At 64.6% G+C, this 25104-nt stretch carries 22 protein-coding genes; 11 read left to right on the top strand and 11 right to left on the bottom strand.

Annotated features, from left to right (window positions below; genetic code table 11):
* Positions 1 to 20: 20 nt before the first annotated feature.
* The 3 genes from VF194_RS03065 to VF194_RS03055 form a co-directional block, all read right to left on the bottom strand.
* On the bottom strand, positions 21 to 1121 hold the full coding sequence (locus tag VF194_RS03065) for an AbrB family transcriptional regulator (RefSeq protein ID WP_330887912.1): 1101 nt from the start codon (positions 1119 to 1121) through the stop codon (positions 21 to 23).
* Positions 1122 to 1134: 13 nt separating this feature from the next.
* The gene (locus VF194_RS03060) at positions 1135 to 2088 is read right to left on the bottom strand and encodes a succinylglutamate desuccinylase/aspartoacylase domain-containing protein (RefSeq protein ID WP_330887910.1); all 954 of its coding nucleotides are present in this window, start codon (positions 2086 to 2088) and stop codon (positions 1135 to 1137) included.
* Positions 2089 to 2265: 177 nt separating this feature from the next.
* The gene (locus VF194_RS03055) at positions 2266 to 2421 is read right to left on the bottom strand and encodes a hypothetical protein (protein ID WP_330887908.1); all 156 of its coding nucleotides are present in this window, start codon (positions 2419 to 2421) and stop codon (positions 2266 to 2268) included.
* Between the two features lie 227 nt (positions 2422 to 2648).
* Between VF194_RS03055 and VF194_RS03050 the strand changes: the two genes are divergently transcribed.
* A complete protein-coding gene (locus VF194_RS03050; RefSeq protein ID WP_330887906.1) occupies positions 2649 to 3875 on the top strand; it encodes an MFS transporter in 1227 nt (408 codons plus the stop codon).
* A gap of 16 nt (positions 3876 to 3891) precedes the next feature.
* Here the strand turns inward: VF194_RS03050 and VF194_RS03045 are convergent, their stop codons facing one another.
* From VF194_RS03045 to VF194_RS03035, 3 genes are all read right to left on the bottom strand, one after another.
* A complete protein-coding gene (locus tag VF194_RS03045) occupies positions 3892 to 4851 on the bottom strand; it encodes a ribonucleotide-diphosphate reductase subunit beta (RefSeq protein WP_330887904.1) in 960 nt (319 codons plus the stop codon).
* A gap of 175 nt (positions 4852 to 5026) precedes the next feature.
* Positions 5027 to 5467 (bottom strand): MarR family transcriptional regulator, encoded by a 441-nt coding sequence (locus VF194_RS03040; protein ID WP_330887902.1) that lies wholly within the window; start codon positions 5465 to 5467, stop codon positions 5027 to 5029.
* Between the two features lie 72 nt (positions 5468 to 5539).
* The gene (locus tag VF194_RS03035; RefSeq protein ID WP_330887900.1) at positions 5540 to 5962 is read right to left on the bottom strand and encodes an organic hydroperoxide resistance protein; all 423 of its coding nucleotides are present in this window, start codon (positions 5960 to 5962) and stop codon (positions 5540 to 5542) included.
* 252 nt (positions 5963 to 6214) lie between these two features.
* Here VF194_RS03035 and VF194_RS03030 point away from each other — a divergent pair, with 252 nt between their 5' ends.
* Entirely contained in the window at positions 6215 to 6625 is a 411-nt protein-coding gene (locus tag VF194_RS03030) for an SPW repeat protein (RefSeq protein ID WP_330887898.1), read from the top strand.
* Positions 6626 to 6704: 79 nt separating this feature from the next.
* The gene (locus VF194_RS03025) at positions 6705 to 7118 is read left to right on the top strand and encodes an SPW repeat protein (RefSeq protein ID WP_330887896.1); all 414 of its coding nucleotides are present in this window, start codon (positions 6705 to 6707) and stop codon (positions 7116 to 7118) included.
* A 104-nt stretch (positions 7119 to 7222) separates the two neighbouring features.
* Here the strand turns inward: VF194_RS03025 and VF194_RS03020 are convergent, their stop codons facing one another.
* Positions 7223 to 9148, bottom strand: coding sequence for a ribonucleoside-diphosphate reductase subunit alpha (locus tag VF194_RS03020; protein ID WP_330887894.1), 1926 nt, complete (start codon positions 9146 to 9148; stop codon positions 7223 to 7225).
* Between the two features lie 577 nt (positions 9149 to 9725).
* Here VF194_RS03020 and VF194_RS03015 point away from each other — a divergent pair.
* The 4 genes from VF194_RS03015 to VF194_RS03000 all read left to right on the top strand — a co-directional run bounded on the left by VF194_RS03015 (position 9726) and on the right by VF194_RS03000 (position 16085).
* Positions 9726 to 13196 carry a hypothetical protein gene (locus VF194_RS03015; protein WP_330887892.1) on the top strand — a complete coding sequence of 1157 codons (3471 nt, stop codon included), beginning with the start codon at positions 9726 to 9728 and terminating at the stop codon, positions 13194 to 13196.
* 9 nt (positions 13197 to 13205) lie between these two features.
* Positions 13206 to 14063 carry an FAS1-like dehydratase domain-containing protein gene (locus tag VF194_RS03010; RefSeq protein WP_330887890.1) on the top strand — a complete coding sequence of 286 codons (858 nt, stop codon included), beginning with the start codon at positions 13206 to 13208 and terminating at the stop codon, positions 14061 to 14063.
* Positions 14064 to 14186: 123 nt separating this feature from the next.
* Positions 14187 to 14696, top strand: a complete 510-nt coding sequence (locus VF194_RS03005) for a ferritin-like domain-containing protein (RefSeq protein ID WP_330887888.1) — start codon at positions 14187 to 14189, stop codon at positions 14694 to 14696.
* Between the two features lie 501 nt (positions 14697 to 15197).
* On the top strand, positions 15198 to 16085 hold the full coding sequence (locus VF194_RS03000) for an MFS transporter (protein ID WP_330887886.1): 888 nt from the start codon (positions 15198 to 15200) through the stop codon (positions 16083 to 16085).
* A gap of 15 nt (positions 16086 to 16100) precedes the next feature.
* Here VF194_RS03000 and VF194_RS02995 read toward each other — a convergent pair whose 3' ends face one another.
* Together VF194_RS02995 and VF194_RS02990 are read right to left on the bottom strand one after the other, a co-directional pair.
* Entirely contained in the window at positions 16101 to 17534 is a 1434-nt protein-coding gene (locus tag VF194_RS02995; RefSeq protein WP_330887884.1) for an aspartate ammonia-lyase, read from the bottom strand.
* Positions 17535 to 17790: 256 nt separating this feature from the next.
* Positions 17791 to 18669 (bottom strand): SDR family oxidoreductase, encoded by an 879-nt coding sequence (locus VF194_RS02990; protein ID WP_330887882.1) that lies wholly within the window; start codon positions 18667 to 18669, stop codon positions 17791 to 17793.
* Between the two features lie 90 nt (positions 18670 to 18759).
* Between VF194_RS02990 and VF194_RS02985 the strand changes: the two genes are divergently transcribed.
* The 4 genes from VF194_RS02985 to VF194_RS02970 all read left to right on the top strand — a co-directional run bounded on the left by VF194_RS02985 (position 18760) and on the right by VF194_RS02970 (position 22640).
* Complete coding sequence (locus tag VF194_RS02985; protein ID WP_330887880.1) at positions 18760 to 19533, top strand: SDR family oxidoreductase; 774 nt, start codon at positions 18760 to 18762, stop codon at positions 19531 to 19533.
* 106 nt (positions 19534 to 19639) lie between these two features.
* Positions 19640 to 20206: a molybdopterin-dependent oxidoreductase gene (locus tag VF194_RS02980; protein WP_330887878.1), complete on the top strand. Its 567-nt coding sequence runs from the start codon at positions 19640 to 19642 to the stop codon at positions 20204 to 20206.
* Positions 20206 to 21642, top strand: a complete 1437-nt coding sequence (locus tag VF194_RS02975; RefSeq protein WP_330887876.1) for a sensor histidine kinase — start codon at positions 20206 to 20208, stop codon at positions 21640 to 21642. Before VF194_RS02980 ends, VF194_RS02975 begins: the two co-directional genes overlap by 1 nt.
* A gap of 2 nt (positions 21643 to 21644) precedes the next feature.
* Positions 21645 to 22640, top strand: coding sequence for a lysophospholipase (locus VF194_RS02970; RefSeq protein ID WP_330887947.1), 996 nt, complete (start codon positions 21645 to 21647; stop codon positions 22638 to 22640).
* Here the strand turns inward: VF194_RS02970 and VF194_RS02965 are convergent.
* Positions 22637 to 23977, bottom strand: a complete 1341-nt coding sequence (locus VF194_RS02965; protein WP_330887874.1) for a chloride channel protein — start codon at positions 23975 to 23977, stop codon at positions 22637 to 22639. The genes VF194_RS02970 and VF194_RS02965 overlap by 4 nt on opposite strands.
* Before the next feature lie 202 nt (positions 23978 to 24179).
* On the bottom strand, positions 24180 to 25100 hold the full coding sequence (locus tag VF194_RS02960) for a glycosyltransferase family 9 protein (RefSeq protein ID WP_330887872.1): 921 nt from the start codon (positions 25098 to 25100) through the stop codon (positions 24180 to 24182).
* Positions 25101 to 25104 lie beyond the last annotated feature (4 nt).

Genomic DNA, 25104 nt, shown 5'->3' with positions numbered 1-25104 from the left:
TGATTGCGACCCTGGTATTTCTAGACGGTCTTCTTCAGGCCGAGCAGCCGGAAGCTCAACGGCGCCAGCAGGACCACCACGGCGATGCGCAGCACATGCATCGACGAGACGATGGCGACGTCGACGCCGATCGCCAGGGCGATCAGGCTGACCTCGGCGAGGCCGCCGGGCGAGAGCACCAGCGCCAAGGTTTCCGTGCGCACGCCGATCAGATCGGCAAAGGCGAAGGTGGCGGCGACGGCCACGGCGACCATGACCAGCGCCGAGAGGACGCCGAGCCCGGCGATGCGGCGGATTTCGCTGATCGGCGTGCCGGCGAAGCGGGTGCCCAGGGCCGCGCCCATCACCAATTGCGCAATGGCGACGACCTCCGGCGGCGGCTTGGCATCCGACAGGCCGCTCAGATGCACCGCCGCCGAGACCAGCATGGGGCCGACGAGGCGCGAGGCCGGCATGCGCAGGTAATGGGCGCCGATCCAGCCGACGATGCCGCAGCCTGCGAGCAACGCCAGTTCAAGGCCCGGCATCTCGGTAACGTGCAGGCCCGGCGCCATCGGAGGAACGTGATAGCCGGCGATGAAGCGGAAATAGAACGGGATGGTCATCACCACCACGAAGATGCGGATCGCATGCGCCAGCACGATATGGCGGCCATCACCGCCATAATACTCGCCGATGATCGTCATCTCCTGCAGGCCGCCGGGCGTGGCGGCGAAGAAGCTGGTGACCGGATCGAGCCGGCCAAGCCGGCGGAACTGTATATAGCCGAGCGCGGTGACCAAGGGGATATAGGCGAGCAGCAGCAGGATCAGCCAGATCCACTCGATCAGATGCTCGAGCATGGCGGGGCGGAAGGCGCTGCCGAGCAGCACGCCGATCACGGTGACCATTACTTCGCGCAGCCGGTTGTCGACCCGCACCGGCAGGCGATGGCCGCGGCCCTTGCCGCCATTGCGGCCGCCTTGCGCATCGCTGGCCAAGGCGAGGATGGCGACGAAGATCATGCTGCCCAGCATCCAGGCGAGCGGCATGCGCAGCAGCAGGAAGATATAGCCGCCCACTGCTCCGACCAGAAGGGCCGGCAGGTTGCCGATCGCGCGCTGCAGGATCGGCCCGCCCATCGCCCGGTTAACCTCAGTCGGCGATATAGCGGCCGAGCCGGACGGCGGTCTGCCCCGGCTTGAGCCGCTTGGTCGGCATGATCAGCACGCAATTGTCGTAAGGCGTGCGGATCGGCTTGCCGCCGTCATGCGCGATGACGCTGCCTTTCTCGGGGATGCATTCCAGCCCCGTATAGGGGGCGGCGAAGCGGAAATCCTCGGTCTCGATGGTCACCGCGTCGGTGACCTCGACGAAACGCTGCTTCGGCGGCGTCCCCGTGATGCCGTGCTTGGTCAGCAATGCGGCGTCGGCCTGACCGGCAGCCTGCAGGAAGCGCAGCATCGTCTCGATCGCCACTGCGCGGCTGGACTGCTCCCAATGCTGGCCGCATTCCACCAGCAGCGCATTCTTCGCGCTTGCCGGATCGGCGAAACTGCCATAGTCGCGCATGCGCCGCCCGGCCTTGTGACCCTCGTCCGCCACCACGGTGACCGGCACGCCGACCTTGGCGGCCAGCTCGCGGCCCTTGGCCAGCGGCCCGGAGAGCATGAGCGGCGGCGAGAATTGCTGCATGGAATGCAGATCCAGCAGCAGATCCACCTCGGCGATCAGCGGTTCGATTTCGCGGGCGCGGTCGAGTTCGATGGTGCGGCGGCTGCCATCCAGTACATCGTCGCTCCAGACCCGGTTCATATCCTCGTCGACGAAGCGCGAGGCCGTCGGCTCATCGGGATCGAAGCGCAAATAGGCGGCGACATTGCAGAAGACCAGCGTCAGCTTGCCCTTGGCCGGCCGGAAGCCCTCGCGCAGCAGAAGATCCAGCGCATGCGCGCCGCAGACCTCGTTGCCGTGGATCAGCGCCGTGATGGCCACATGCGGGCCGGGTTCCCTGGCCTCGAACTGATGGGCAAAGGGGATGCCGGTATTGCCGTCACGATATTGGTCGATAGGGATGGGGAGAAGGGGATCGGCCGGTAAAGCGCTCATCGATCTTTCTGATTTAGGGATTTCTGTAATCGCAGCGGGAACGGATGCTCTGTCTGTCATAAGCGATTCGCTAGGAAAAATCCTCCTGATATCTGCCGGTGCCGCTGGATGCGCGGCTTCATGCCGCCGACCTGACATTGGCGCCGGATGTTTCGCGGCGTAATCTGCCGGCATGCCTCAGCGATCGGCGTCAGCGGCGCCAGCATCGCCGCCCTCGGCGGCCTGCGCCAGGCCGAGCGTGCATCGAGGTGGCGGCGCGCGGTTGCCGGCAATTCGGATCCGAACCTGCTTGCCCAGGCCGCCACCTTGCTGCGGGGCGCGCAAAGCCAGCATGAGGCTTCGCCCTGGCATTGCGGGTCAATCTCCAGCAGCAGCGCACCTTCATCGACATCCTGGCATGACCTGGCCCAGATCACGGCGCCGGGAACAGAATGCAAACAACACCGCAGGATCGAGATCGCGGCCCCTCGATGGAACGCTGGGGGGCGATCTGATATGCAGTTGAACGAGTGCGCCGGCGATCTTCGCCCCGCGATGCCCCTGGGGAAGCAGGTTTCAGCATGAGCTCAGTTCAAGTCTCTGCCGGCGATGACGCTGCCGCGGCGCTGCGCCTGGAGCGCGGCAATGTGGTGAGGCTGGCGATCGCCCAGGCCCTGGCCGGCGCCAACTCGGTCGTGGTCTATGCAACGGGCGCGGTCGTCGGCAACGTGCTCGCGCCGAGCAAATCGCTTGCGACGCTGCCGATTTCGATTTTCGTGGTCGGCATGGCGCTCTGTACGCTGCCTGCCGGTGCCGTCGCGCAACGCTACGGCCGCCGCGCGGCGTTCATGCTGGGGACCGGCTGCGGCGTCCTCGCCGGATTGCTGGCATCGCTTGCGGTGGTGTACGCCTCGTTCGCGCTGTTCTGCATCGCCACGTTTCTGGGCGGCGTCTATGCCGCGGTGGTGCTGTCCTTCCGCTTCGCCGCGGCGGATTGCGCGCCCCCGGAACGCCGCCCGCGGGCGCTGTCGGCCGTCATGGCGGGGGGCGTCTTCGCCGGCGTGATCGGCCCGCAGCTCGTCACCTATACGATGAATCTGTGGCCAGCCTATCTGTTTGCCGCCACCTATATCGGCCAGGCGGTCGTGGCGGCGGTCTCCGCGGTCATTTTGCTCGGCGTGCAACTTCCGAGGCCGAGCGCGAGCGACCGCAGCGGCGGGCGGCCGCTCAGCATCATAGGACGCCAGCCGCGCTTCATCCTGGCCATCGTCTGCGGCGTGGTTTCCTACCTGCTGATGAATTTCATCATGACGGCCGCGCCGCTGGCGATGAAGTTCTGCGGCCTGCCGCAGGAATCGGCCAATCTCGGCCTGCAATGGCATGTCATCGCCATGTACGCCCCGAGCTTCTGGACCGGCCGCCTGATCTCACGCTTCGGCGCATCCCGGGTGGTCGCGGCCGGACTCATGCTCACCGGCACGGCATCCACCGTCGGTTTGTTCGGCATCGATGTCGCGCATTTCTGGGCGACGCTGATCCTGCTCGGGGTCGGCTGGAATTTCGGTTTCGTCGGCGCCTCGGCCATGGTGCTGGAATGTCACCGTCCGGACGAGAAGGCGCGAGTGCAGTCCTTCAACGACTTTCTGGTGTTCGGCACGATGGCGTTCGGCTCTTTCCTGTCCGGCGGGCTTCTGGCCAGCTTTGGCTGGGACATGGTGCTATGGCTGTCCTTCGCACCCTTGCTCCTCGCCATCATCGCGCTTGCCGCCGGGCGCCGCATCGCGGCGCCGGCTGGTCAAGGCTCCTGAGCGGAAGCGTCAGGTTTTACGCAAACGCCTCTTCCCAGGTGCCTTGCGTCGAGGCCTTGGAATATTCAGTAGCCCGGTTCTCGAAGAAGTTGGTGTGCTCGACGCCGTTGAGGATCGCGTCGAGCCAAGGCAGCGGGTTTTTCGCAATGCGATACATCGGCTGCAGGCCGAGCTGCAGCAGGCGGCGATCGGCGGTCCAGCGGATGTAATCCTTCACTTCCTGGCCGCTCAGCCCCTGCACGCCATCGATTTCGAAGGCGAGATCGATGAAGGCATCCTCGTGGTCGACGATGGTCGAGCAGGCCACATAGAGCTCGCGCTGGAACTCCTCCGTCCACAGCTCCGGATTCTCCTCGATGAAGGTGCGGAACAGCTTGATGATCGAATTGGTGTGCAGGCTCTCGTCGCGCACCGACCAGGAGATGATCTGGCCCATGCCCTTCATCTTGTTGAAGCGCGGGAAGTTGAGCAGGATCGCGAAGGAGGCGAAGAGCTGCAGGCCCTCGGTGAAGGCGCCGAAGACGGCGAGCGTCTTGGCAATATCGGCTTTGGTCTCGACGCCGAATTGCTGCATGTAATCATATTTGTCCTTCATCTCCTTGTAGCGGAGGAAGGCCGAATATTCCTCTTCCGGCATGCCGATGGTGTCGAGCAGGTGCGAATAGGCGGCGATATGCACCGTCTCCATGTTGGAGAAGGCCGCCAGCATCATCTGCACTTCCGTGGGCTTGAACACCCGGGCGTAATGCTTCATGTAGCAGTTGTTCACTTCCACATCGGCCTGGGTGAAGAAGCGGAAGATCTGGGTGAGAAGATTCTTCTCGCCGGGGGTGAGCTTCTTCTGCCAGTCCTTCACGTCATCGGCCAGCGGCACTTCTTCCGGCAGCCAATGCACGCGCTGCTGGGTCATCCAAGCTTCATAGGCCCAGGGATACTGGAAGGGCTTGTAAACCGGCTTGGCGTCCAGAAGCGACATGGAATCCCCCTCGATGACTGAATCAGGCTGGAGGGCGAATATCGCAACATGTTGTGGTCAGGGCAAGAGGATCTTCGCTAAATCTTGGAAAGCCTGTGGATTATGCGGCTTCCCCAGTCCTCGGCTCCAGGCGATCAGCCCGGTTGATCAATCCCGGTCGATCAATCCCGGTCGATCAAGTCCGGTCCATCAGGCCTCGGGCCAGGCCGCGCAGTTCGGTGCGCAGGCGGGCGAGGTCCTGCGGCTTGAGCGGCAGCAGGCAGGCCATGTCGCGCTGCATGGCGGCGACCCTGGCCTCCAGCGCCCGGCCCCCGGGGGTAAGGCTGATGGTGACCTGCCGCTCGTCCGCGGCATCGCGGGCGCGCGAGATCAGGCCTGATTGCTCCATGCGCTTGAGCATCGGGGTGAGCGTGCCCGAATCGAGATGCAGCCGTTCGCCGATCGCCTTGACGGTCAGGCCGTCCTTTTCCCACAGCACCAGCATGACGAGGTATTGCGGATAGGTCAGCCCGAGCGGCTCCAGCCGGTCGCGGTAGAGCCGCGTCATCGCATTGGACGCGGCATAGAGCGCGAAGCAGAGTTGCTGGTCGAGTTTGATCGATTCGTCGGCGGTCATGGCGCGAGTGTGCCAGATTTTGGCGGCGCCGGAACAGGCAATCCCGGCGCCGCAGGGGTTAAGCGCTTCGCATCAGACCAGGGTTTCGAGGGCGACCTCGATATTGCCGCGGGTCGCCTTGGAATAGGGGCAGACCTCATGGGCGGCCTTGACCAGCGCCTCGGCCTGGGCCTTGTCCATGCCCGGCAGCTTGACCGAAATCCTGGCGTTCAGTCCGAAGCTGGTCTCGTCCTTGCCGATGCCGATGGTCACGCTGACGGTGTTGCCCTGCGGCAGGGTGACCTTCTGATTGCGCGCGACCAGGCCGAGTGCGCCCTGAAAGCAGGCCGAATAGCCGCTGGCGAACAGGGTTTCCGGATTGGCGGCATTGCCGGGGCCGCCCAATTCCTTGGGCATGGCCAGGTTCAGGTCGATGATGCCATCGGCCGAGGTAACCTTGCCCGAGCGGCCGCCGGTCGCCGTTGCGGTGGTGGTGTAGAGGGGAGTGATCGACATGGGATGCTCCTAGGTTCGTTTATGGGAGGTCGTTTGCGAGACATTAAATAGTGTACAATTTAATATTAAGCAAGCGAAATTCTCGAAAAACCTATCCACCGATTAACCCTCTGGCAAAGCTTGCAGAGCACCCTAACTTCTATTCTGGACCGTGCGTCGTGGGCACGGGGGGAGCCGGATATCAGCTCCGGTTTATGACAAAGCGCCGACGCATCGGCAGTGCCCGGGCCGTTCGCCCGGAGGAGGTGCGTTTTGGCTGATGTCTTTAACCGCAATGAAACCCATGGCCGTGACCATGTTGGTCTTCACCCCGCCAATGCTTCGCAGGACGCGAAGCGCTGGCAGGACTGGGCCAATATGACCCTCGGCATCCTCATGGCGGCTTCACCCTGGCTGTTCGGCTATACCGGGCTGCAGGGGGCGACGATGAATGCTGTCATCGTCGGCTTCCTGATTTTTGCCCTTTCCGCCCTGGCGCTCACTTTGCTCGACCGCTGGGAAGCCTATATCAACGCCCTGCTCGGTATCTGGCTGGTACTGTCGCCCTGGATGCTCGACGTCGCCGACTACAACCCGGCGAAACTTCCGCATCTCGGTGTCGGCGCCTTCGTGCTGGTGATCGCCGCGCTTGAAATCTGGCAAACCAGCACTCCAAGGGCCTGAAGCAGTACCGCGCCATAGATCCCAGGCAGACGCATCCCCGTAATGCGCCTCCATAACACTCCATCGTCGGGAGGGTTCCATGGCGTCTCTGTTAAAGCCGTTCATCTATCGCCATTGGCAGGATTGGGCCGACCTCATGCTGGGGGTCGTGGTGCTGATCTCGCCCTGGATCATTGCGTTCACCAACGAGCCGGCGCCGACCTATAACGCGATCGTGGTCGGCGTGATCATCATCGCGCTGTGCGCGCTGGCGATCAGCCACCTCGAACCCTGGGAGGAATGGCTGAATGTCGCGCTGGGGGTCTGGCTGATCGTCTCGCCCTGGATTCTCGATTACGACGCCGCTAGCGCGGCGCGCGCCTGCCATGTCGGACTGGGCCTGATCATCACGCTGATGGCGGCATCCGAGCTTTGGGAGGAGCGCCAGCCAGACAAGGCGCGGGGCGGACGCGGGTCCGGGCGGCCGATGCGGGCGCCAGGGCCGCACGCTTGAAAGCAGGACGGCCCGGGTAAAGCAGGACGGCCCGGGGCTTGCCCGGGCCGCGATGGCTTGCGTCTATCGCCGGCCTGCCGGCTTCGGCTTTGCCGGTTCGGCGTTTACTGGCAGGCGAGGCATTCGTCGTAATCGACCGCCTCGCGCGGACCGCCATTCGTCGAGGCCGTCGCCGCTGCAGCGGCCAGCGGCAGTTCGGCCTCTCCCGGCACGTGCTGCGGGCGCTCGCCTTCGTTGATCTTGCCGACCAGCGGGATCGAGACGACATTGCTGCCGGCATCGGCCGCCGACTTGGTCGAAACCGTTTCGGCCCGCTGGATCGACAGCGAGCGGCAGTAATAGAGGCTCTTCACGCCCTTCTTCCAGGCCAGCAGGTGGATCTGGTGCAGGTCGCGCTTATGCACGTTGGCCGGCAGGAAGATGTTCAGGCTCTGCGCCTGGCAGATGAACGGCGTGCGGTCGGCGGCAAGTTCGATCAGCCAGCGCTGGTCGATCTCGAACGCCGTCTTGAACACGGCCTTCTCGTCGTCGGTGAGGAAATCGAGGTGCTGCACCGAGCCGCCATTGGTGGTGATCGACGACCAGGTTTCGTCGTCGTTCTTGCCATACTGCTCCAGCGTCTTCTCGAGGTAGCGGTTGCGGACCGAGAAGGAGCCCGACAGCGTCTTGTGGGTGAAGGCGTTGGCTACATTCGGCTCGATGCCAGGCGAGGCGCCGCCGGCAATGATCGAGATCGACGCAGTCGGCGCGATCGCCATCTTGTGCGAGAAACGCTCCATGATGCCGTATTCGGCGGCATCGGGGCAGGGGCCGCGCTCTTCCGCCAGCTTCCTGGACGCGGCATCGGCCTGGTCCTTGATATGCTTGAAGATGGTGCGGTTCCACACCTTGGCCATCACGCTTTCCCACGGCACGTTGTTGGCCTGCAGGAAGGAGTGGAAGCCCATCACGCCGAGGCCGACCGAGCGCTCGCGCTGGGCGGCATAGCGCGCCTTGGACATGCTGTCCGGCGCCTTGTCGATGAAGTCCTGCAGCACGTTGTCGAGGAAGCGCAGGCAATCCTCGATGAACAGCGGATGCTCCTTCCATTCATGGAAGTATTCCAGATTCAGCGACGACAGGCAGCAGACGGCGGTGCGCTGCTCGCCATGATGGTCGATGCCGGTCGGCAGCGTGATTTCGCTGCACAGGTTCGAGGTCTTCACGCTCAGGCCCGCCAGCTTGTGATGCTCGGGCAGGGCGCGGTTCACATGGTCGATATAGACGATATAGGGCTCGCCGGTTTCGATGCGGGCGGTGAGGATGCGGATCCACAGGGCGCGCGCCGAGACGGTGCGCTGCACGCTCTTGTCATGCGGGCTGAGCAGAGGCCACATCTCGTCATTCTCGACCGCGCGCATGAAGGCGTCCGAGATCAAGACACCGTTATGCAGGTTCAGCGCCTTGCGGTTCGGATCGCCGCCGGTGGGGCGGCGGATTTCGATGAATTCCTCGATCTCGGGATGGTCGACCGGCAGGTAGCAGGCGGCCGAGCCGCGCCGCAGCGAACCCTGCGAGATCGCCAGCGTCAGGCTGTCCATGACGCGGATGAAGGGGATGATGCCAGAGGTCTTGCCGTTCTGCCCGACCTTCTCGCCGATCGAGCGCAGATTGCCCCAATAGCTGCCGATGCCGCCGCCGCGCGCCGCCAGCCAGACATTCTCGTTCCACAGGCCGACGATGCCGTCCAGGCTGTCGGTCGCCTCGTTGAGGAAGCAGGAGATCGGCAGGCCGCGATTGGTGCCGCCATTCGACAATACGGGGGTCGCCGGCATGAACCACAGCTTGCTGATATAGCTGTACATGCGCTGGGCATGCGCGGTGTCGTCGGCATAGTGACTGGCGACGCGGGCGAACAGGTCCTGATAGGACTCGCCCGGCAGCAGGTAGCGGTCGTCCAGCGTGGCCTTGCCGAAATCGGTGAGCAGTCGGTCGCGGCTGCGGTCGACATCGACGCGAATGCCACGTTCGGTTTGGAGCGTGTTCAGCACGGATTGCTTCCCCTTATTTTCGCGGCCCACTGCAACACCGCCGGACCGGCCGTCACGTTAAAATCTCAAAAATCCCCGCCGTTGCTGCTGGCCCGGCGCCGTACTCCCGCCCTTGCGTTCCCGAAAGCCTCATAGAAAGCGGCCCCAACGGCCCGGAAGCGGTACGGCGTCGATCGCGAACAAGCTCAACGAACACAACATATGGTACTGAGCCTTAAAGGAGCGTCAATACGATGTGTGGCTCTGCCGGGTAAAAAATTGCCTTGACGGACTCCGCATAGCGTGAACCCCCTGATTTTACGCCGTGTCGCGGCCGATGTTGCGGCGCAAAAATTTTGCCTGTGAGTCACGGGGATAAGTCGGGAAGCATGACGCGGCGCAAGCCGCTATTAACCATTTTTCGTCTAGCTGTTGTGCTGCCGACGTGCGGCGCCGCCACGGCATCCTTCGGAACAATACTGTGACGGCGCTTTGTCGCTTGGCGATTTGATGTTTCAATGCGGGTCTTTACGCGAGTCTAGACGCGATCCGACCGGCGCGGACGAGGGTCCGGCGACCCGGGGCGGGGGAGGGTGTCATGCTGATCAAACATCCGCGTGCCGACATGGCGGTGCAGGCCGGCAAGCCGGCGAGCGAGGCCGCGCTGGAGCGGGCGGAAGCCGAGGCCGCCGAACTGATCGGCCAGCCGGCGCTGGAACGCCGGCGGCTTTGGATGGTCGGTATCGGCGGCGCCATCAGCCTGGCCTGGATCGGCTTCTGCGGCGTCTATATCGAGACTTCGATCGGCTGGAAGAATCTCTGGTATGCGCTGCCGCATGAGATCGGCGGTTTCCTGGCCGGCGCGTTTGCGCCGCTCGCGTTTCTCTGGCTGGTCATGCTCAATCTGTGGCGCGGCACGGCGATCAGGCGCCAGGCCGCGGCTCTGCATTCGGTGCTGCTCGACCTGACCTATCCGACGCCGGAAGCCGAGCGCCGGGTTTCGGCCCTGGCCGGCGCCTTGCGCCGCCAGGCGCGCGAGATGGAGGAGGCCGCGCAATCGGCCACCGACAAGATCGGCAGCCTGGGCGAGACCATGGCGAGCCAGCAGCAGGTGCTGATCGCCGCCGCCAGCGGTGCCGGCGACCAGGTGGCGCAGCAGGCGAAGCATCTGACCAGCACGCTGCATCAATCCTCGCAGGCCTTGCTGGCCGCGGCCGAGCAGGTCAACCGCGATCTCGACGCGACCGTGAAGGGCCTGGCCGGGAAATTCGAGGAGCAGAGCGTGGCGCTCGTGCAGGCCGCCGAGAAGGTCGGCACCGAGATGGATGCCAAGGTCAGCGGGCTGGGTCAGACAGTTTCCACCCAGGCCAAGACGCTGTTGCAGGCGGCCGACATCATCACCCGTGAAGTCGAGACGGCGCGCGGCATCTTCCAGAGCAAGGCCGCTGAAATCGAGCGCATCACCTCGGCGATCCAGTTCCAGAACGAGCGCGTCGAGGAATTGTCGCGCCGCCATGGCGAGATGATGGAGCAGGCAGTGCAACGCGCCGCCGAAGTGGCGCAGCAGATTGCCGCCCAGCTCGAGCAGAAGATCGTGGCGCTCGAACAGGCCGTTACCCGTGCCGGCGGCGAGGCGAGCCGTATCGGCAGCAGCTTTGCCGAATCTGCGCAGGTCATCACCACGGCGGCCGAAGTCACCGTGGCGCGTGCCACGGCGGCGGGCGAGAGTTTCAGCCGCGAGACGCAGCTTTTCAGTTCGGCCAGCCAGAAGGTGGTCGACAGCGCCGAAGCCGCCGGCACGGTGCTGCGCGAGCGCGTGCGCGAGATCGAGCATGCCACCAGCACCACGATCGGCCGCGTGCGCGACATCGGCGAAACGCTGCGCGGGGAGATCAGCAGTCTCGACGAGCAGAGCAGCCGCGTCAGCGAGCGCCTGCGCGCTTCGGCCGACGACATGCGCACCCGCACCCATGCGCTGGAGCAGGCGGGCCTTACGGCCTCCAAACAGGCGGAGAGCTTCGCCGAAGCCGCTGCGCAGGCCGAGCAGCGGCTCAAGCTGACCGGCGATCTGGTGCGGCATCAGGCCGACCAGCTTGGCCAGGCCGCCGAACTGGCCGACCAGCGTCTGGCCCAGGCGGGCGATGCCTTGCGCCGCGAAGGCGCCAATATGACGGCGACGCTGCAGCAGATAACCGAGCGCGCGACGCGCACCGGCGACGAATTGAGACAGCGCGCCGATACCCTGGACGAAACCGCCGGCCGCGCTCTGGGCAAGATCGGCGAGGCCGATGCCAGCATCAAGGCGCAGATCGAAAGCCTCGGCCAGGCCGGCCGCGATGCGCAGGCGATGGCGTCGCAGATTCAGGAGACCATGGCGCAGGCCAATGCGCTGCTGGCCCAGGCGACCAAGCGTGCCGACGAGCAGATCGAGGCTGCCGGCGGCCAGCTGCGCCATCACGCCGGCCAGCTCGGCAGTACGGTGAACGATCTGGCCCGGCGCATCGACGAGACCGGCGAGCAGCTGCGCAATCAGGTGGATACGCTCGATCAAGTCGCGGCGCGCACCGCGCAGCGCCTGCGCGGCGCCGGCGAAAGCGCCGGTCAGGACGCCATCCAGTTGCAGGGCATCGCGGAACGCGCCGCCCAGCGGCTGCATCAGGTCAGCGAGATGGCGCAGGCCCAGGCGCATGCCCTGAGCGCGGCATCCGAGCGCGCCGCCATGGAAGCGCAGTTGGCCGGCAGCACGGCGCAGGCGCGTGCCAAGGATCTACAGGATCTGTCGCTCGCAGTGGCCGAGGCGATGGCAGGCCTTGCCGAGAAGGCGACGGCGCAGACCGCGGCGCTCGTGGCGATGAGCGCAAAGGCGCAAACCGAAGCCACCGCCTTGGGCGCAGCCGCCGAAAAGGCGACCACCAGCATCAACACCGCCGGCGATACGGCGCGGGTCCGCTCGGCCGAGCTCAGCGAAGCGGCGCAGAGCGTGGTCGACCGTACGCTGGATCTGCACAGCACGATCCACGAGCAGGCCGATGCGCTTACCACCCTGGCAGGCGAACTCAGCCGGCAGGCGGAGAATATCCGGGAGAACTTCCGCGGCCGGGTGCAGGAACTGGCCGAGGCATCCGATGCAGCGGCGCTCAAGACTGCCAATATCGGCGATGCCTTCCGCCGTCAGGCGCAGGAGGTCGCGCGCATCTCCGACGATGCCATCGGCCGTATCGAGCAGGTTGGCGCCACCTTCGATGCCCGCGCCCGCGAGATCAATCTGGCGGTCGGCAACGCCTCGGGCCGCATCGACGATGCCAGCGAGGTGCTGCGCAACCGCACCCGCGAACTCGCCAATATCGTCGAGGATGCGATGAAGCAGACCGACCGGATGAGCGACGGCTTCCGCCGTCAGGCCGACGAGGTCGATACCCGTGCCGCGCGCCTGTCGGAGAAGGTCACCGAGATCGGCGAGCGGCTGTCGCGCACCGGCACCGAGTTCAGCGCGGTTACCGACCGCGCGACCGCGCGGGCCGCCGAAACCGCCGACATCCTGGCGCAGCGCGCGAAGGAACTGTCGTCGGCCGCCGCCCGTGCGGCCAGCGAGGCGGCCAGCGCCGAGGCGAGCCTGAAGGCCGATTCAAAGGCCCTCGCGGAAGCGGCGCGCACCGCCAGCGTCGAGGCGGAAGCCTTGCGCAAGGCAACGCAGGCGCTGCGCGGCGAGCAATTCCTCAAGACCGCCGCTTTCATTACCGGCCATCTGAATTCGATGGCGATCGATATCTCGCGTCTGTTGAATCGCGACCTGTCGGAAGATCTGTGGCGGCGCTACTACAAGGGCGAACGCGGCCTGTTCACCCGCAAGCTGATCGACCAGCGCGATCTGGACAAGATCCGCGAGAAGTATCAGGAGAATGGCGAGTTCCGCGACTTCACCGATCGCTACATCGCCGAGTTCGAGCGTGTGCTGGCGGGCGCCAAGGGCGTCGAGCACGAAGAGTTGCTGACCTCGGCCTTTGTCACCGCCGATATCGGCAAGGTTTATCTGCTGCTGCGTGAGGCGGTGGGCAAGTCGCGTCAGTAAGAGTCGAGTATGGCAAAACTGGAATTGAAGGATTGGGTCGGCGGCTCGGAAGAAGCCGCCGACATGCTTTTGCCGGAACGCGTTGTCGCGCTGGCGCGCGCCCTGGACCGGCCGGATGATGCCCTTGTGCCCGGCGCCGCTCTGCCGGCATTGCGGCATTGGCTTTATTTCTGGAACGCGGTGCCGCGCGCCCGGCTTGGCCGCGACGGTCATCCGGCCCTGGGCGGCTTCCTGCCGGATGTCGGCAGGATCTGGGGCAGTGCCACGCGCCGCATGTGGGCGGGCAGCCGGCTCGAGTTCCATCATCCGCTCACCATCGGGGCCAAGGTGCGCCGGCTCTCGACGCTGGAATCGGCGGTGGAGAAAGCCGGCCGGAGCGGGCGGCTGGTTTTCGTTACCGTGCGGCATGAGATATTCGAGAACGATGCGCTGGCGCTGACCGACTGGCATGACATCGTCTATCGCGAGGAAATCCCTGGCGCAGCCCTGGCGCAGCCGGAAATGGCGCCGACGGACCAGCAATGGGAGGGCCGCTTCACCGCCGATCCGGTGCTGCTGTTCCGTTATTCGGCGCTGACCTACAACGGCCACCGCATCCATTACGACCGCGATTATGCGATGCAGGTCGAAGGCTATGGCGGCCTTGTGGTGCATGGACCGCTGCTGGCGACGCTCCTGGTCGATTTCGCCGTCGGTCTGCAGCCCGGAAAGATGCTGCGGCAATTTTCCTTCCGTGGCCGCCGGCCGGTGCTGGATGGCGGGCCGTTCAGCCTGCGGGCCAAGGCTCTCGGCGGCGACGGCCTGTCGCTCTGGATTGCCGATGCCGAAGGTGCCCTGGCGATGTCGGCGGAAGCGCGGTTCGGCTGACGCCGCGCCGTTTTATCGGCATCGTTTTCCAGTTCATTTCGCCCATCCGGCCGATTGCGAAGCTGCGGAACCGTTGGCGGGAGGCGTGGTTTCTGTCCGGTATATCCGAAGCCGGAGGACATCATGCCGAACGCCACCCTGCACGACCTTTTCGTCGCCGACCTGCGCTATCTCTACTTTGCCGACCGGCAGCTGCAAAAAACCTTTCCGCTGCTGGCCAGGGCGGCGCATGCCAGGTCGCTGAAGCGGCTCTGTCAGGAAGGCGTCGATTACAGCAGCGAGCGGCTGCAGCGGCTGGAAACGGTGTTCGACCAGTTGGGCGAGAATGCCCGGGCAAAGACCTCGCATGGCATGCGTGGCCTGCTGGAGGAGGCGGGGGAGGTGGCGCAGAAGAAGCTGCCGCCCGAGGTCAAGGATGCCGCTCTGCTTGCCTCGATCCAGCGCATCGCGCATTACGGCATCGCCGCTTACGGCACGGCCGCCGCCTATGCCGATGCCGTGGGCGAGAGGAAGGCGGCGAAGATTCTGGCCAGAAGCCTCAAGGAAAAGAAAGAGGCCGACGCGGAAATGACCGCGATGGCGGAGGATGAGATCAATCCACGTGCCATCGAGGGCGGCGCTGAAGCCGACTGAGCCTCGTTTCAGATTGTTCCCCGCGCGCCATCGTCGCCGTGGTAATCTACGGCTCGTTTCTGCATTTTTTGATTCGTCCGCCGCCTGCTCCGCCTCTCCGCCCTTCCTGACTGACCGTAATGCCGCCGTCTGCCGCGCTGGGCGAACCGCCGCCCGTCACTCCGCCCGTGAAGCCTCACCGCCTGATCTGGGGCCTCGCCATCGGTCAGCTGGTTTCCTGGGGAACCTTGTATTATGCGCTGGCGGTGGTGAACGGCCCGATGGAGGAGGAGCTCGGCTGGACGAAGGTCGAGCTCAATGCCGGGTTGACCATCGGCCTGCTGGTTGCCAGCGCCGCGGCGGTCCCGGTCGGCGCGCTGATCGACCGTTACGGCGGCTACTGGCCGATGGCCGGCGGCGCGATCGCCGGCGCGCTGCTGCTGGTCGGCTGGGCGGCGGTGCCATCGCTGCCGGTCTTCTTACGCGATCTGGATCGGCATCGGCCTGGTGCAGGCCTGCACCTTGAGCGAATGCGCTTACAATATCGTGGTTGCCAACCTGGCGGACCACCGCCGCGGCATTACCTTGATCACGCTGCTGACCGGGCTCTCCAGTTCGGTGGCGATACCGTTCATTTCGTTCTGCGTCGAAAGCCTGGGCTGGCGTCCGGCCCTGCTCGTGCTGGCGCTGATCCACTTCCTCATCCCCGGCCTGCTCAGTGCCCGCATGCTGCGTGGCATCGGCAGCGCGCGGCAGCGCAGCACCCATACCGGCGAAAGCGAGCAGCGAAAGCCGCTGCATATGGTCCTGCGCCATCCTGTTTTCTGGATGCTGGCCTTGGCGTTCAGCGCCCATACTTTCGTCGCCAACGGCATCACCTTTCACATCATTCCGTTGCTGCAGGAGCGCGGTTTCGAGCTGAGCGTGATCATCGCCATGCTGGCGCTGCATGGTCCCAGTCAGGTGCTGGCCCGGGTCATCCTGCTATTGGCCGGCGGCCGGATATCGAACGACACTTTCGGCCGCATCGCCTTCGCCCTGATGGCCGCCGGCATCGTCCTGCTCGGGCTCAGCCGATATTTCGGTCCCGCCGAATTGTTTGTCTATGCGCTGGTCTATGGCGTCGGCACCGGCTCTCTGGTTCTGGTGCGGACCAACAGCGTGATCGAATACCTGAGCGGCTACGGCTTCGGGGCCGCCTCCGGCGCCCTGGTGATTGCGATGGCGCTGCCGCGCACGACCGCCGCGGTCGTTTTCGCGCTGCTATGGGAAGCAAGCGGCGGCTATGACGCCGTCTTATGGCTGGCCCTGACTGTCAGCCTGATCGGGCTTGCCGCTTTCTGGCTGACCCCCAGGGTGGCGTCCATGGGGTCTGGAGCTGGTCAAGCCGGACCTTCCGGTCCGGCCTGACGATCGATGCGGGCCCTAGGAGCCAGCCACGATCTTGCGGCCGCGGCGGCGCGGCGCGGTCAGCTTGGCGACATCGAGGATGTCGTCGAGCTGTGCCTCGGTGAGCCAGCCTTTCTCGATAGCCAGTTCGCGGACCGTGCGGCCGGATTTCAATGCCTCCTTGGCCAGAGCGGCCGATTTCTCGTAGCCGATATACGGATTGAGCGCGGTGACGATGCCGACGCTCGCCTCCACATGCCGCCTGCAAGCCTCGATATTGGCCTGGATGCCGCTGACGCATTTCTCGGCCAGCGTTTTGGCGGCGCGCACCAGCAGTTGCATGGAGGAGAGCACGTTATAGACGATCACCGGTTCCATCACGTTGAGCTGCAACTGGCCGGCTTCGGCCGCCATGGTGACAGCCATGTCGTTGCCGATCACCTGGAAGCAGACCTGGTTGACCACTTCCGGGATCACCGGATTGACCTTGCCCGGCATGATCGACGAGCCGGGCTGCATGGGCGGCAGCGCGATTTCGTTCAGACCGCCGCGCGGACCGGACGAAAGCAGCCGCAGATCGTTGGCGATCTTCGACAGCTTGACGGCGATGCGTTTCAGCATGCCGGAATAGAGCACGAATGCGCCCATATCCCAGCTCGCCTCGATCAGGTTGGCGGCGCGCACCATCTCGAAGCCGCAGATATGGGCCAGTTCCTCGATGGCGAGATTGGAATATTCCGGCTCGGTATTGATTCCGGTGCCGACCGCCGTACCTCCCAGGTTGACTTCCCTGAACAGCTTCACGATCTCGTCGCCGCGGGCGATGTCTTCCCGGATGTTGATCGCGAAGGCTTCGAATTCCTGGCCCAGGGTCATCGGCACGGCATCCTGCAGCTGGGTGCGGCCGAGCTTGATGATGTCGGCGAATTCGACGCCCCGCTGGCGGAATTCATAAGCCAGCCCGTCCAGCGCCTTCATCAGCTCGTCATGACTGAGCACGACGCCGAGACGCACCGCCGTCGGATAGACGTCGTTTGTGGATTGCGACAGGTTGACGTCGTCGTTGGGGTGCAGGTGCTCGTATTCGCCTTTGTGGAAGCCGAGCAGTTCCAGCGCGCGATTGGCGATCACCTCGTTGGCGTTCATATTGGTCGAGGTGCCGGCGCCGCCCTGGAAGACGTCGATGCAGAAGGATTCGTGCAATTGGCCGGCGATCAGTTCGTCGCAGGCCTGGGCGATCACCTTGTACTTGTCATCCGTCAGATAGCCCAGCTTCCTGTTGGCCGCCGCGCAGGCCTTCTTGACCATGCCGAAGGCGCGGATGAGGTTGGGGAAATGATTGATGCCGATACCGGAGATATGGAAATTGTCCAGCGCACGCTGGGTCTGGATGCCGTAATAGGCGGTCGATGGAATCGCCATCTCCCCGAGCGAGTCATGCTCCAGCCGAGTTGCCGTATCGCTGCTCATGATGATTGCCTCTGGCCTGATTGCGTCTATGGCTTTGCCGCCGTTCCGCGCTGCGAGTAAGGGGCGAAACGGTGCGATCATATTGCGCTTACGTTGCGTCAAAGCGAAGGCTTTGGCAGGTTTTATTTAGTTGAAAACATTAATGATTTTGAATGCAAACAAACGCGCGGCGCCGAGGATTTGCTCCGTCGTCGGATAAACGCCGGCGAGCGCCGGTGCGGGCGCGGCGGCAAGACCACGGCTCAGTCTGGAACGGCTAGACGGTCCGCTGCGCCTTGTCCCTGGCGTTGGTCGCCGCGATGGCTTCCCGGATCTGCCGCCATTCAGCGTCGCTCAGTTCGGCAAGCGCGCCGAAGCCGCCGGCGCCGTTCAGCCATTGGCCGCCGTCGATGGCGATCACCTCGCCGGTGAGGTAGCTCACCTCGTCGCAAAGCAGGAAAGCGGCGAGATTGGATAGTTCCGACATCTTGCCGACCCGGCGCATCGGGATGGCGCCGATCATCTTGCGCTCCAGCGCTTCGGTCGGCGCCAGCCGCTTGGTCATGCCTTCGGTGGGGAAGGGGCCGGGCGCGATCGCGTTCAGCCGAATGCCTTTCGGTCCCCATTCGACGGCCAGCGACTGGGTCATCGCCGCAACGCCGGCTTTCGACATTGCCGAGGGCACCACGAAGGCGGAGCCGGTCCAGACCCAGGTGACGACGATGGAGACGATACTGCCCTTGCGCTGCTCGGCAATCCAGCGCTTGCCGACGGCCTGGGTTACATAGAAGCTGCCGTGCAGCACGATATTGGCGATGGCATCGAAGCCGCGGGGGCTCAAATCTTCGGTCTTGGCGATGAAATTGCCGGCGGCGTTGTTGATCAGGCCGTCGAGCGGCCCATGCTGCTGCCAGATCGCCTCGACCATCTCATCGACGGCCGGGGCGGCGCGGATGTCGCAGGGGTGGCTGTGGATCTTGCCGCCGGTGGCATTCGCCAGCGCGTCCGCGGTTTCCTGCAGTATGCCGGCGCGCCGGCCGCAGATATGCAGTTCGGCGCCGAGCTCCATCAGGCGGCGGGCCATAGCCCTGCCAAGGCCGGTGCCGCCGCCGGTCACCAGAATGCGCTTGCCTTTGAACAGGTCCGGGCGAAACATGACGCCTCCCTCGCTTTAACGTGGCTTGCTTTATTGCGCCGGCTAGATTAGCCCGATCAGACAAATTTCGGCCATCCCGGAGAGGAATCCATGGATCTGCAACTGAGCGGCAAAGTCGCCATCGTCACCGGCGCCAGCAAAGGCATCGGCCGTGCCATCGCCGAGACCCTGGCGGCCGAGGGCATGAAACTGGTCCTGGCCGCGCGCTCGCGGGATTTGCTGGAGGGCGTCGCGGCCGGCCTGAAGACGGAATGCCTGGTGCAGGCCGTCGATCTGCGCGATCCGTCTGCCGCCGGGGCGCTGGTGGCGGCGACGGTGGAGCGCTTCGGCGGACTGGACCTGCTGGTCAACAATGCCGGCGCGACCAAGCGGGGCGATTTCCTGACCCTCAGCGACGAGGACTGGAGCGATGGCTTCGCCCTGAAGTTTTTTGGCGCCATGCGGCTCAGCCGTGCCGCCTGGCCGCATTTGAAGGCGCGGCAGGGCAGCATCGTCAGCATCATCGGCGTCGGCGGCCGTACCGGCAGCGCCGAATTCGCCATTGGCGGTTCGGTCAATGCCGCCTCGATGAACCTGACCAAAGTGCTGGCCGATCGCGGCGTCGCTGACGGCGTGCGGGTCAATGCGATCAACCCGGGCACCATCGCCACCGAACGGCTGCAGGTGCGGATCCGCAGCTTCGCCAAGGAGCACGGCATCTCGGAAGCCGAGGCGGCGCAGCGTATGCCGCGGGCGATGGGGGTTGCCCGATTCGGCGAACCCGCCGAGATTGCGCGTGCTGTCGCCTTCCTCGCCTCCCCGCAGGCGGCCTATCTGCAGGGGGCCGTCATCGATGTGGATGGCGGCCTGACCCGGACGCTTTAGCCGCCGTCCGGCCAGACGGGCGGCGTGACGGTTGATTTTTTCCAACCCAAATGCGCCAATCCTGCCGATCATGTCCATGTGCCTGAGTCGATTTGAGAGGTTGGAATTGCGGTGGTGTTTCCGCCTCTTTGTCGCGTTTGCCCTGGTCGGCGTCTTAGTCGGCGCCCTGGTCGGCACATTGGCCGGCGGCAAGGCGGCCTGGGCCGCCGGCCCCGCCGAGGCCTTGCCGCAGCCGACAGGCGAGGTTCTGCTGACCGTGGGCGGCGCAATCGGCCGCGGCAATGCGCAGGATGCAGGCGGACATCGCATCGCGGCATTCGACCGGGCCATGCTCGAGAGACTTGGCTTGCATCGGGTGGAGACGGCCACGCCTTGGCATTCGGGCAAGGTGCGCTTCGAAGGGACGCTGCTGCGGGATGTGCTGACTGCGGTGCAGGCTGACGGCACCAGCCTGCATGCCGTAGCCCTTAACGACTATGTGATCGACATTCCGGTCAGCGATGCCGAACGCTACGACGTCATCCTGGCATTGAAGGCCAATGGCGACTGGCTCACCCTGCGCAGCAAGGGGCCGGTTTTCGTCGTCTACCCGTATGACAGCGATCCGGCCTTGCGCCGCGATGTCATCTATTACCGTTCGATCTGGCAGCTTCGCCGGATCGATATCCGTTGATGCGCGTATCCGAAAACGCACCGGCCCCCGCCGCCTCCGGCTCCTTGTCGGGCGCCGGGCGTCGCTTCGTCCTGGTCATGGTCTTCACGCTGGCTTGCCTGTCCGGCGCATTGGGGGCGTATTTCTTCCTGCAGCAGCGCGAATATAACAGCTTCTCCTTCCAGAATGTCGTCTGGGAGGCCGTTCAGTTCCGCAACGAGCATCAGGTCTTTCGCACCGCTTTGCTGGAAACCTTGGCCGGGGCGCCGAAATCCAGCATGGCCGAGCTGAAACAGCGCTACGACATTCTCTATAGCCGGCTGGAGTTGCTGCATGACGGCGAACCCGGTGTCGTCCTGCAATCCAATCCGCGCCTGCACGATCTCGCCGTCAAGCTGGATCGGGCCATCCGCGGTTGGGAAACGGAACTGGCAGCCTATTCCGCCGGCAATCGGGCCGCAGGCCTTGCAATCGCCGCGGCCTCGCGTTCCCTCGATCCCAATTTCAACGCTTTGGCCGCTAATCTGAACATCCTTGGCGTGCAGCGGATCGAGGAAGCCAAGCTGCGCTCCGGCCGGCTCTACAATGCCCTGATTGCGGCGATTGCCGTGATCTGCCTGTTGGTCTTCGGTTTCGCCTTCGCCCTGTTGCGGCAATTGCGGCTGACCGAACGGGCGCATGCCGATCTGCGCGCCATAACCGGCGATCTCGATCTCGCCTGTCATCAGGCCGAGCAGGCCAGCCGGGCGAAAACAAATTTCCTCGCTACCATGAGCCACGAATTGCGTACGCCGCTCAACGCCATTTTGGGGTTTGCCGACGTGATGCGGCAGGGCGTGTTCGGTTCGATCGACAACCCGCGCTATCGCGACTATCTCGACGGCATCATGAAGAGCGGCCAGCATCTGCTGGCGCTGATCAACGACGTGCTGGACATGTCGCGGATCGAGGCCGGAAAGCTGGAACTGAACGAAGCCGATATAGATATCGGCGCGGCGATCGATCAGGCGCTTTCGCTGGTTCAGGTGACGGCGGACGGCAAGGGCGTACGGCTGGACCGCAGCATACCGGCAGGCTTGCCGCGCTTGCGTGCGGATAAGCGGCTGCTGCAGCAGATGCTGCTGAATCTGCTCAGCAATGCAGTAAAGTTCACCGCCGAGGGCGGGCAGGTCGAGATCGCTGCGGCCATGCTGACCGATGGCGAACTGGCGATCCGCGTGCGGGATACCGGCAGCGGCATGACGGATGCGCAGCTTAGGCGCGTGTTCGAACCTTTCTCGCAAGGCGATTCCCTGCGCGCGCGCGAGATCGGCGGCAGCGGCCTCGGCCTGCCGATCACCCGGCGCCTGATCGAACTGCATCAGGGCCGCATACACCTTTCCAGCCGGAGAAGTATCGGAACGACGGCCATTTTGATTTTTCCGGCTCAGCGCCTGCAGATCGCGGAGATGGCGTGACGATGCCGAGGTGCCTCGCCATCATCCTGCTGCTTGCCTTCGCAGCTTGCGCGCCGCGTCTGCAGCCGCCGGGCAATGCGCCGGCTCAGCCGGAATTGATGGCTGCGGCAGGCGAGTGGCAGGCCGATGACGGAATGGTCCTGCCGCTGCGGCAATGGCTGCCGACAGGCAAGCCGAAGGCCGTTATCCTGGCGCTGCATGGTTTCAACGACTACAGCCACGCATTCGAGGACGCGGCCACGTGGTGGGCGCAACGCGGGATTGCCACTTACGCTCCCGATCAACGCGGCTTCGGCGCGGCGCCATATCGGGGGCTCTGGCCGGGCGAAGACAGGCTGGCGCTGGATGTCGACGAGCTGACCCGATTGTTGCGGCGGAAATACCCGGATGTGCCGCTTTATTGGCTGGGCGAGAGCATGGGCGGCGCGGTGGCGCTAGCGGCTTGGCAGCGCGGCGGCGAGCGGCCGGACGGGATGATACTGGGAGCCCCGGCGGTTTGGGGCCGCGACAGTATGCCGGTGCATTATCGCGTGGCGCTCTGGCTTTCGACCTACACAATGCCCTGGTTGACGGTGACCGGCCAAAGCCTCAAGATTCTTGCCTCCGATAATATCGAGATGCTGCGTCGCCTTTCGCGCGATCCGCTGGTCATAAAGCGCACACGTATCGACGCCATCCATGGCCTGGTGAATTTGATGGACGACGCGGCGCAGGCAAGGCCGTCGGGATTGCCGATCCTGCTGCTGTACGGCGCCAAGGACGAAGTTATTCCGCGCGAACCGGTGGAGAAATTCGCCGCCGCTCTTTCCGAATTGCCGCGCGAAGATATGCGCATCGTGGTCTATGATCACGGCTGGCATATGCTGTTCCGCGATCTTCAGGCAAAGGTTGTCTGGCGCGATGTTGCGGCCTGGATCGACAACAGCCGGGCGCAGTTGCCGTCCGGCGAAGAAATCCATGCGCTGCCGCTCTTCGCCGCGCGCGACCGCAAGAACTAGCTCTGCCCGCTGATTTCCGCTTCCGTCTCGCTTCGCCGGCTGGCGCGCAGCATCCGGCTATTGCGGATGAAGTTTTCCGCCAGGCCATGATAGACCGGCGTTGGGCATAGCAATCGCGAGGTTCCGAATGCCAGGATGGACGCGGCCATCAGCGGCAGGATCATGCCATGGCTGCTGGTCATTTCCATGACGATGACGAAAGAGGTGATCGGCGCCTGAACCACGCCGGCGAGATAGCTCACCATGAACAGCAGAACGATGGTGCTGGGATCGATCTGCGGCAGCAGCGCGGCGACGTTGGCGCCGAAGCCGGCTCCGATCGCCAGGGAGGGGGAGAATATCCCGCCCGGGATGCCGCAGATCGATGACAGCGTCGTGGCCACCATCTTCAAGATGCCGAACTGCCAGGGCAGCGCTGCTTCGCCGGTCAGGATCGACTTGGCTTCGCTATACCCGGTGGCGTAGGTGGTGCCCTCCGAGAGCAGGCCGCAGATGGCGGTGCCAAGACCGCAAAGCGCGGCAAAGGCGATTGGGTGGGCCCGCATCCAGCTGCCGAGGCGGCCCGCCGGCCCGACCAGTATCCAGAGCAGAATACGGCTGAACAGGCCGCCCAGAATTCCACCGGCCACGCCGCAAACAAAGACGGCGGGGATGTCCTGGAAGCTTTGTACGCTCGCCGCGGTATGGCCGAAATAGACATAGTCGCCGAGGAAGAATAGCGAGACCAGGCCGGCGGCGATGATCGAGCCGAGCACAAAGCCGCTGAAGCGGTGCTCGAACGAGCGGCTCATTTCCTCGATGCCGAATACGAGGCCAGCCAGCGGCGTATTGAAGGCCGCGGCGATACCGGCAGCGCTACCCGCCAGCACGAGGCCTTGATGCTTCTTGAACCGTCCCTTGCCAAGCGCGTGCATGATCGAGGCGCCAACCTGGACCGTCGGCCCTTCACGGCCCACGGAAGCGCCGACCCCGAGCGCCAGCACGGTCAGCAGTATCTTGCCGATGGCGATGCGCAATGACAGGAGCCGGCTGCGTTCGTCCTGATCGGCCAGGTGGCGGGCGGCGATCGCTTGAGGAATGCCGCTGCCCTGGGAATTGGGGAAGTAGCGGCGCGTCACCCACAGCGAAAAGGCAAGGCCGGCAGGGGTGAGGATCAGCGGCGCATAAGGGAAATATCGCAAGATCAGCCGCAGGGTCGATTGCGCGAAATCCGCAGCTTCGACGAACAGGACTGCCGCGAGGCCGACCAATAGTCCGCCAATCCAGAATATGCCTCGACGCTGCCAGATATAGCGGTTGAACCAGACACGTCGGAGCAGATGGGTGCTGTGGGGCATTGTCAGGATGCTGGCGTGGCAGGGCCGAGGGTTGAGGTTTATTGGAGTTCCGGATCGAAACCGTGCTGCAATCAGTATTGGCGCGGTGTCCGCCCGTCGCAAGCACGGTAGCGGGTTTTTCGCCGGTCATTCCTGCCATGTCGGGATAGAGATGGCCAGCCGCAATCCTGGGCTGATTTTGCCGGTCCGAGCGCCCTCCGTTTCAGTGCTGCCGGACAGCCGGCAAGCCGGAGAGAACGTCCTCGACCGTCAGCTGATCGAGGCTGGGGCGCTGCAGCGTGCGGACCCAGTCGCCGCGCGGCGCGTTTTTCCGAGGATCCGACTCTGCGGAATACAGCACCAGAGAGGGGCAGCCGGCCGCAGCGACGATATGCATCGGCCCGGTATCGTTCCCGACGGCCAGAGCGGCGCTCCGCGCCAGGGCTGCCAGGTCGGCGATATCCGTGCGGTTGCAGAGATCGATAGCTTGGCTGGAGGCCTGCTTGATCTGCGCGATCTCCGCCTGCTCCGGCTCACGGCCGATCAAGACCGGCGTGAGGCGGCGTTCCGCCAGATGCCTGGCCAGTTCGGCAAAGGCCGGCGCGGGCCAGCGCTTGGCGGGACGATGCGGCGAGCCGCCCGGGATCAGCAGCGCGTATGAGGGCGGCAGGCCAAATCTGGAGATGTCGCTTTTCAGGAAACTCAGATCGGGCAGGCCCGGATCGGGGATACCGACCAATGCAAGCTGCTGGCGCCGCAATTCGCTGATATGCACAGGCCGCGTCGGATTGGGAATGTAATGGCTGCAGCCGCTTGCATTGCCGACCCATTCGGGGCGAGGGCGGCCCAGCAGGCGGTAGTACCAGCGGGTGCGTTGGCTTCCCTGCAGATCGTAGATCCGCCCAAAATGCCCATTGCGGATTTTCCGCATCAGCTGGAGCGTCGTCGTCAGGTTCCACAGTTTCGGCCGATTGTCGCACCAGATTTCGTCGAAACAGCCACTGGCGCGGGCAAGGTCGGCAAAGGGCGCCGTGGTCAGCAGCACCAGATGTTCTTTTGGATGATGCCGGCGGATCGCCTGGAACAGCGGCAGGGCAAGAATGACATCGCCAAGAGCGGAATGTTTGATGACAAGGATTGCCATCGCT

It is taken from the genome of Ferrovibrio sp. (assembly GCF_036381655.1).
Taxonomy (GTDB): Bacteria; Pseudomonadota; Alphaproteobacteria; order Ferrovibrionales; family Ferrovibrionaceae; genus Ferrovibrio.
Note: the sequence above shows the minus strand (reverse complement) of the source record. Positions and strands in the feature narration are given on the sequence as shown.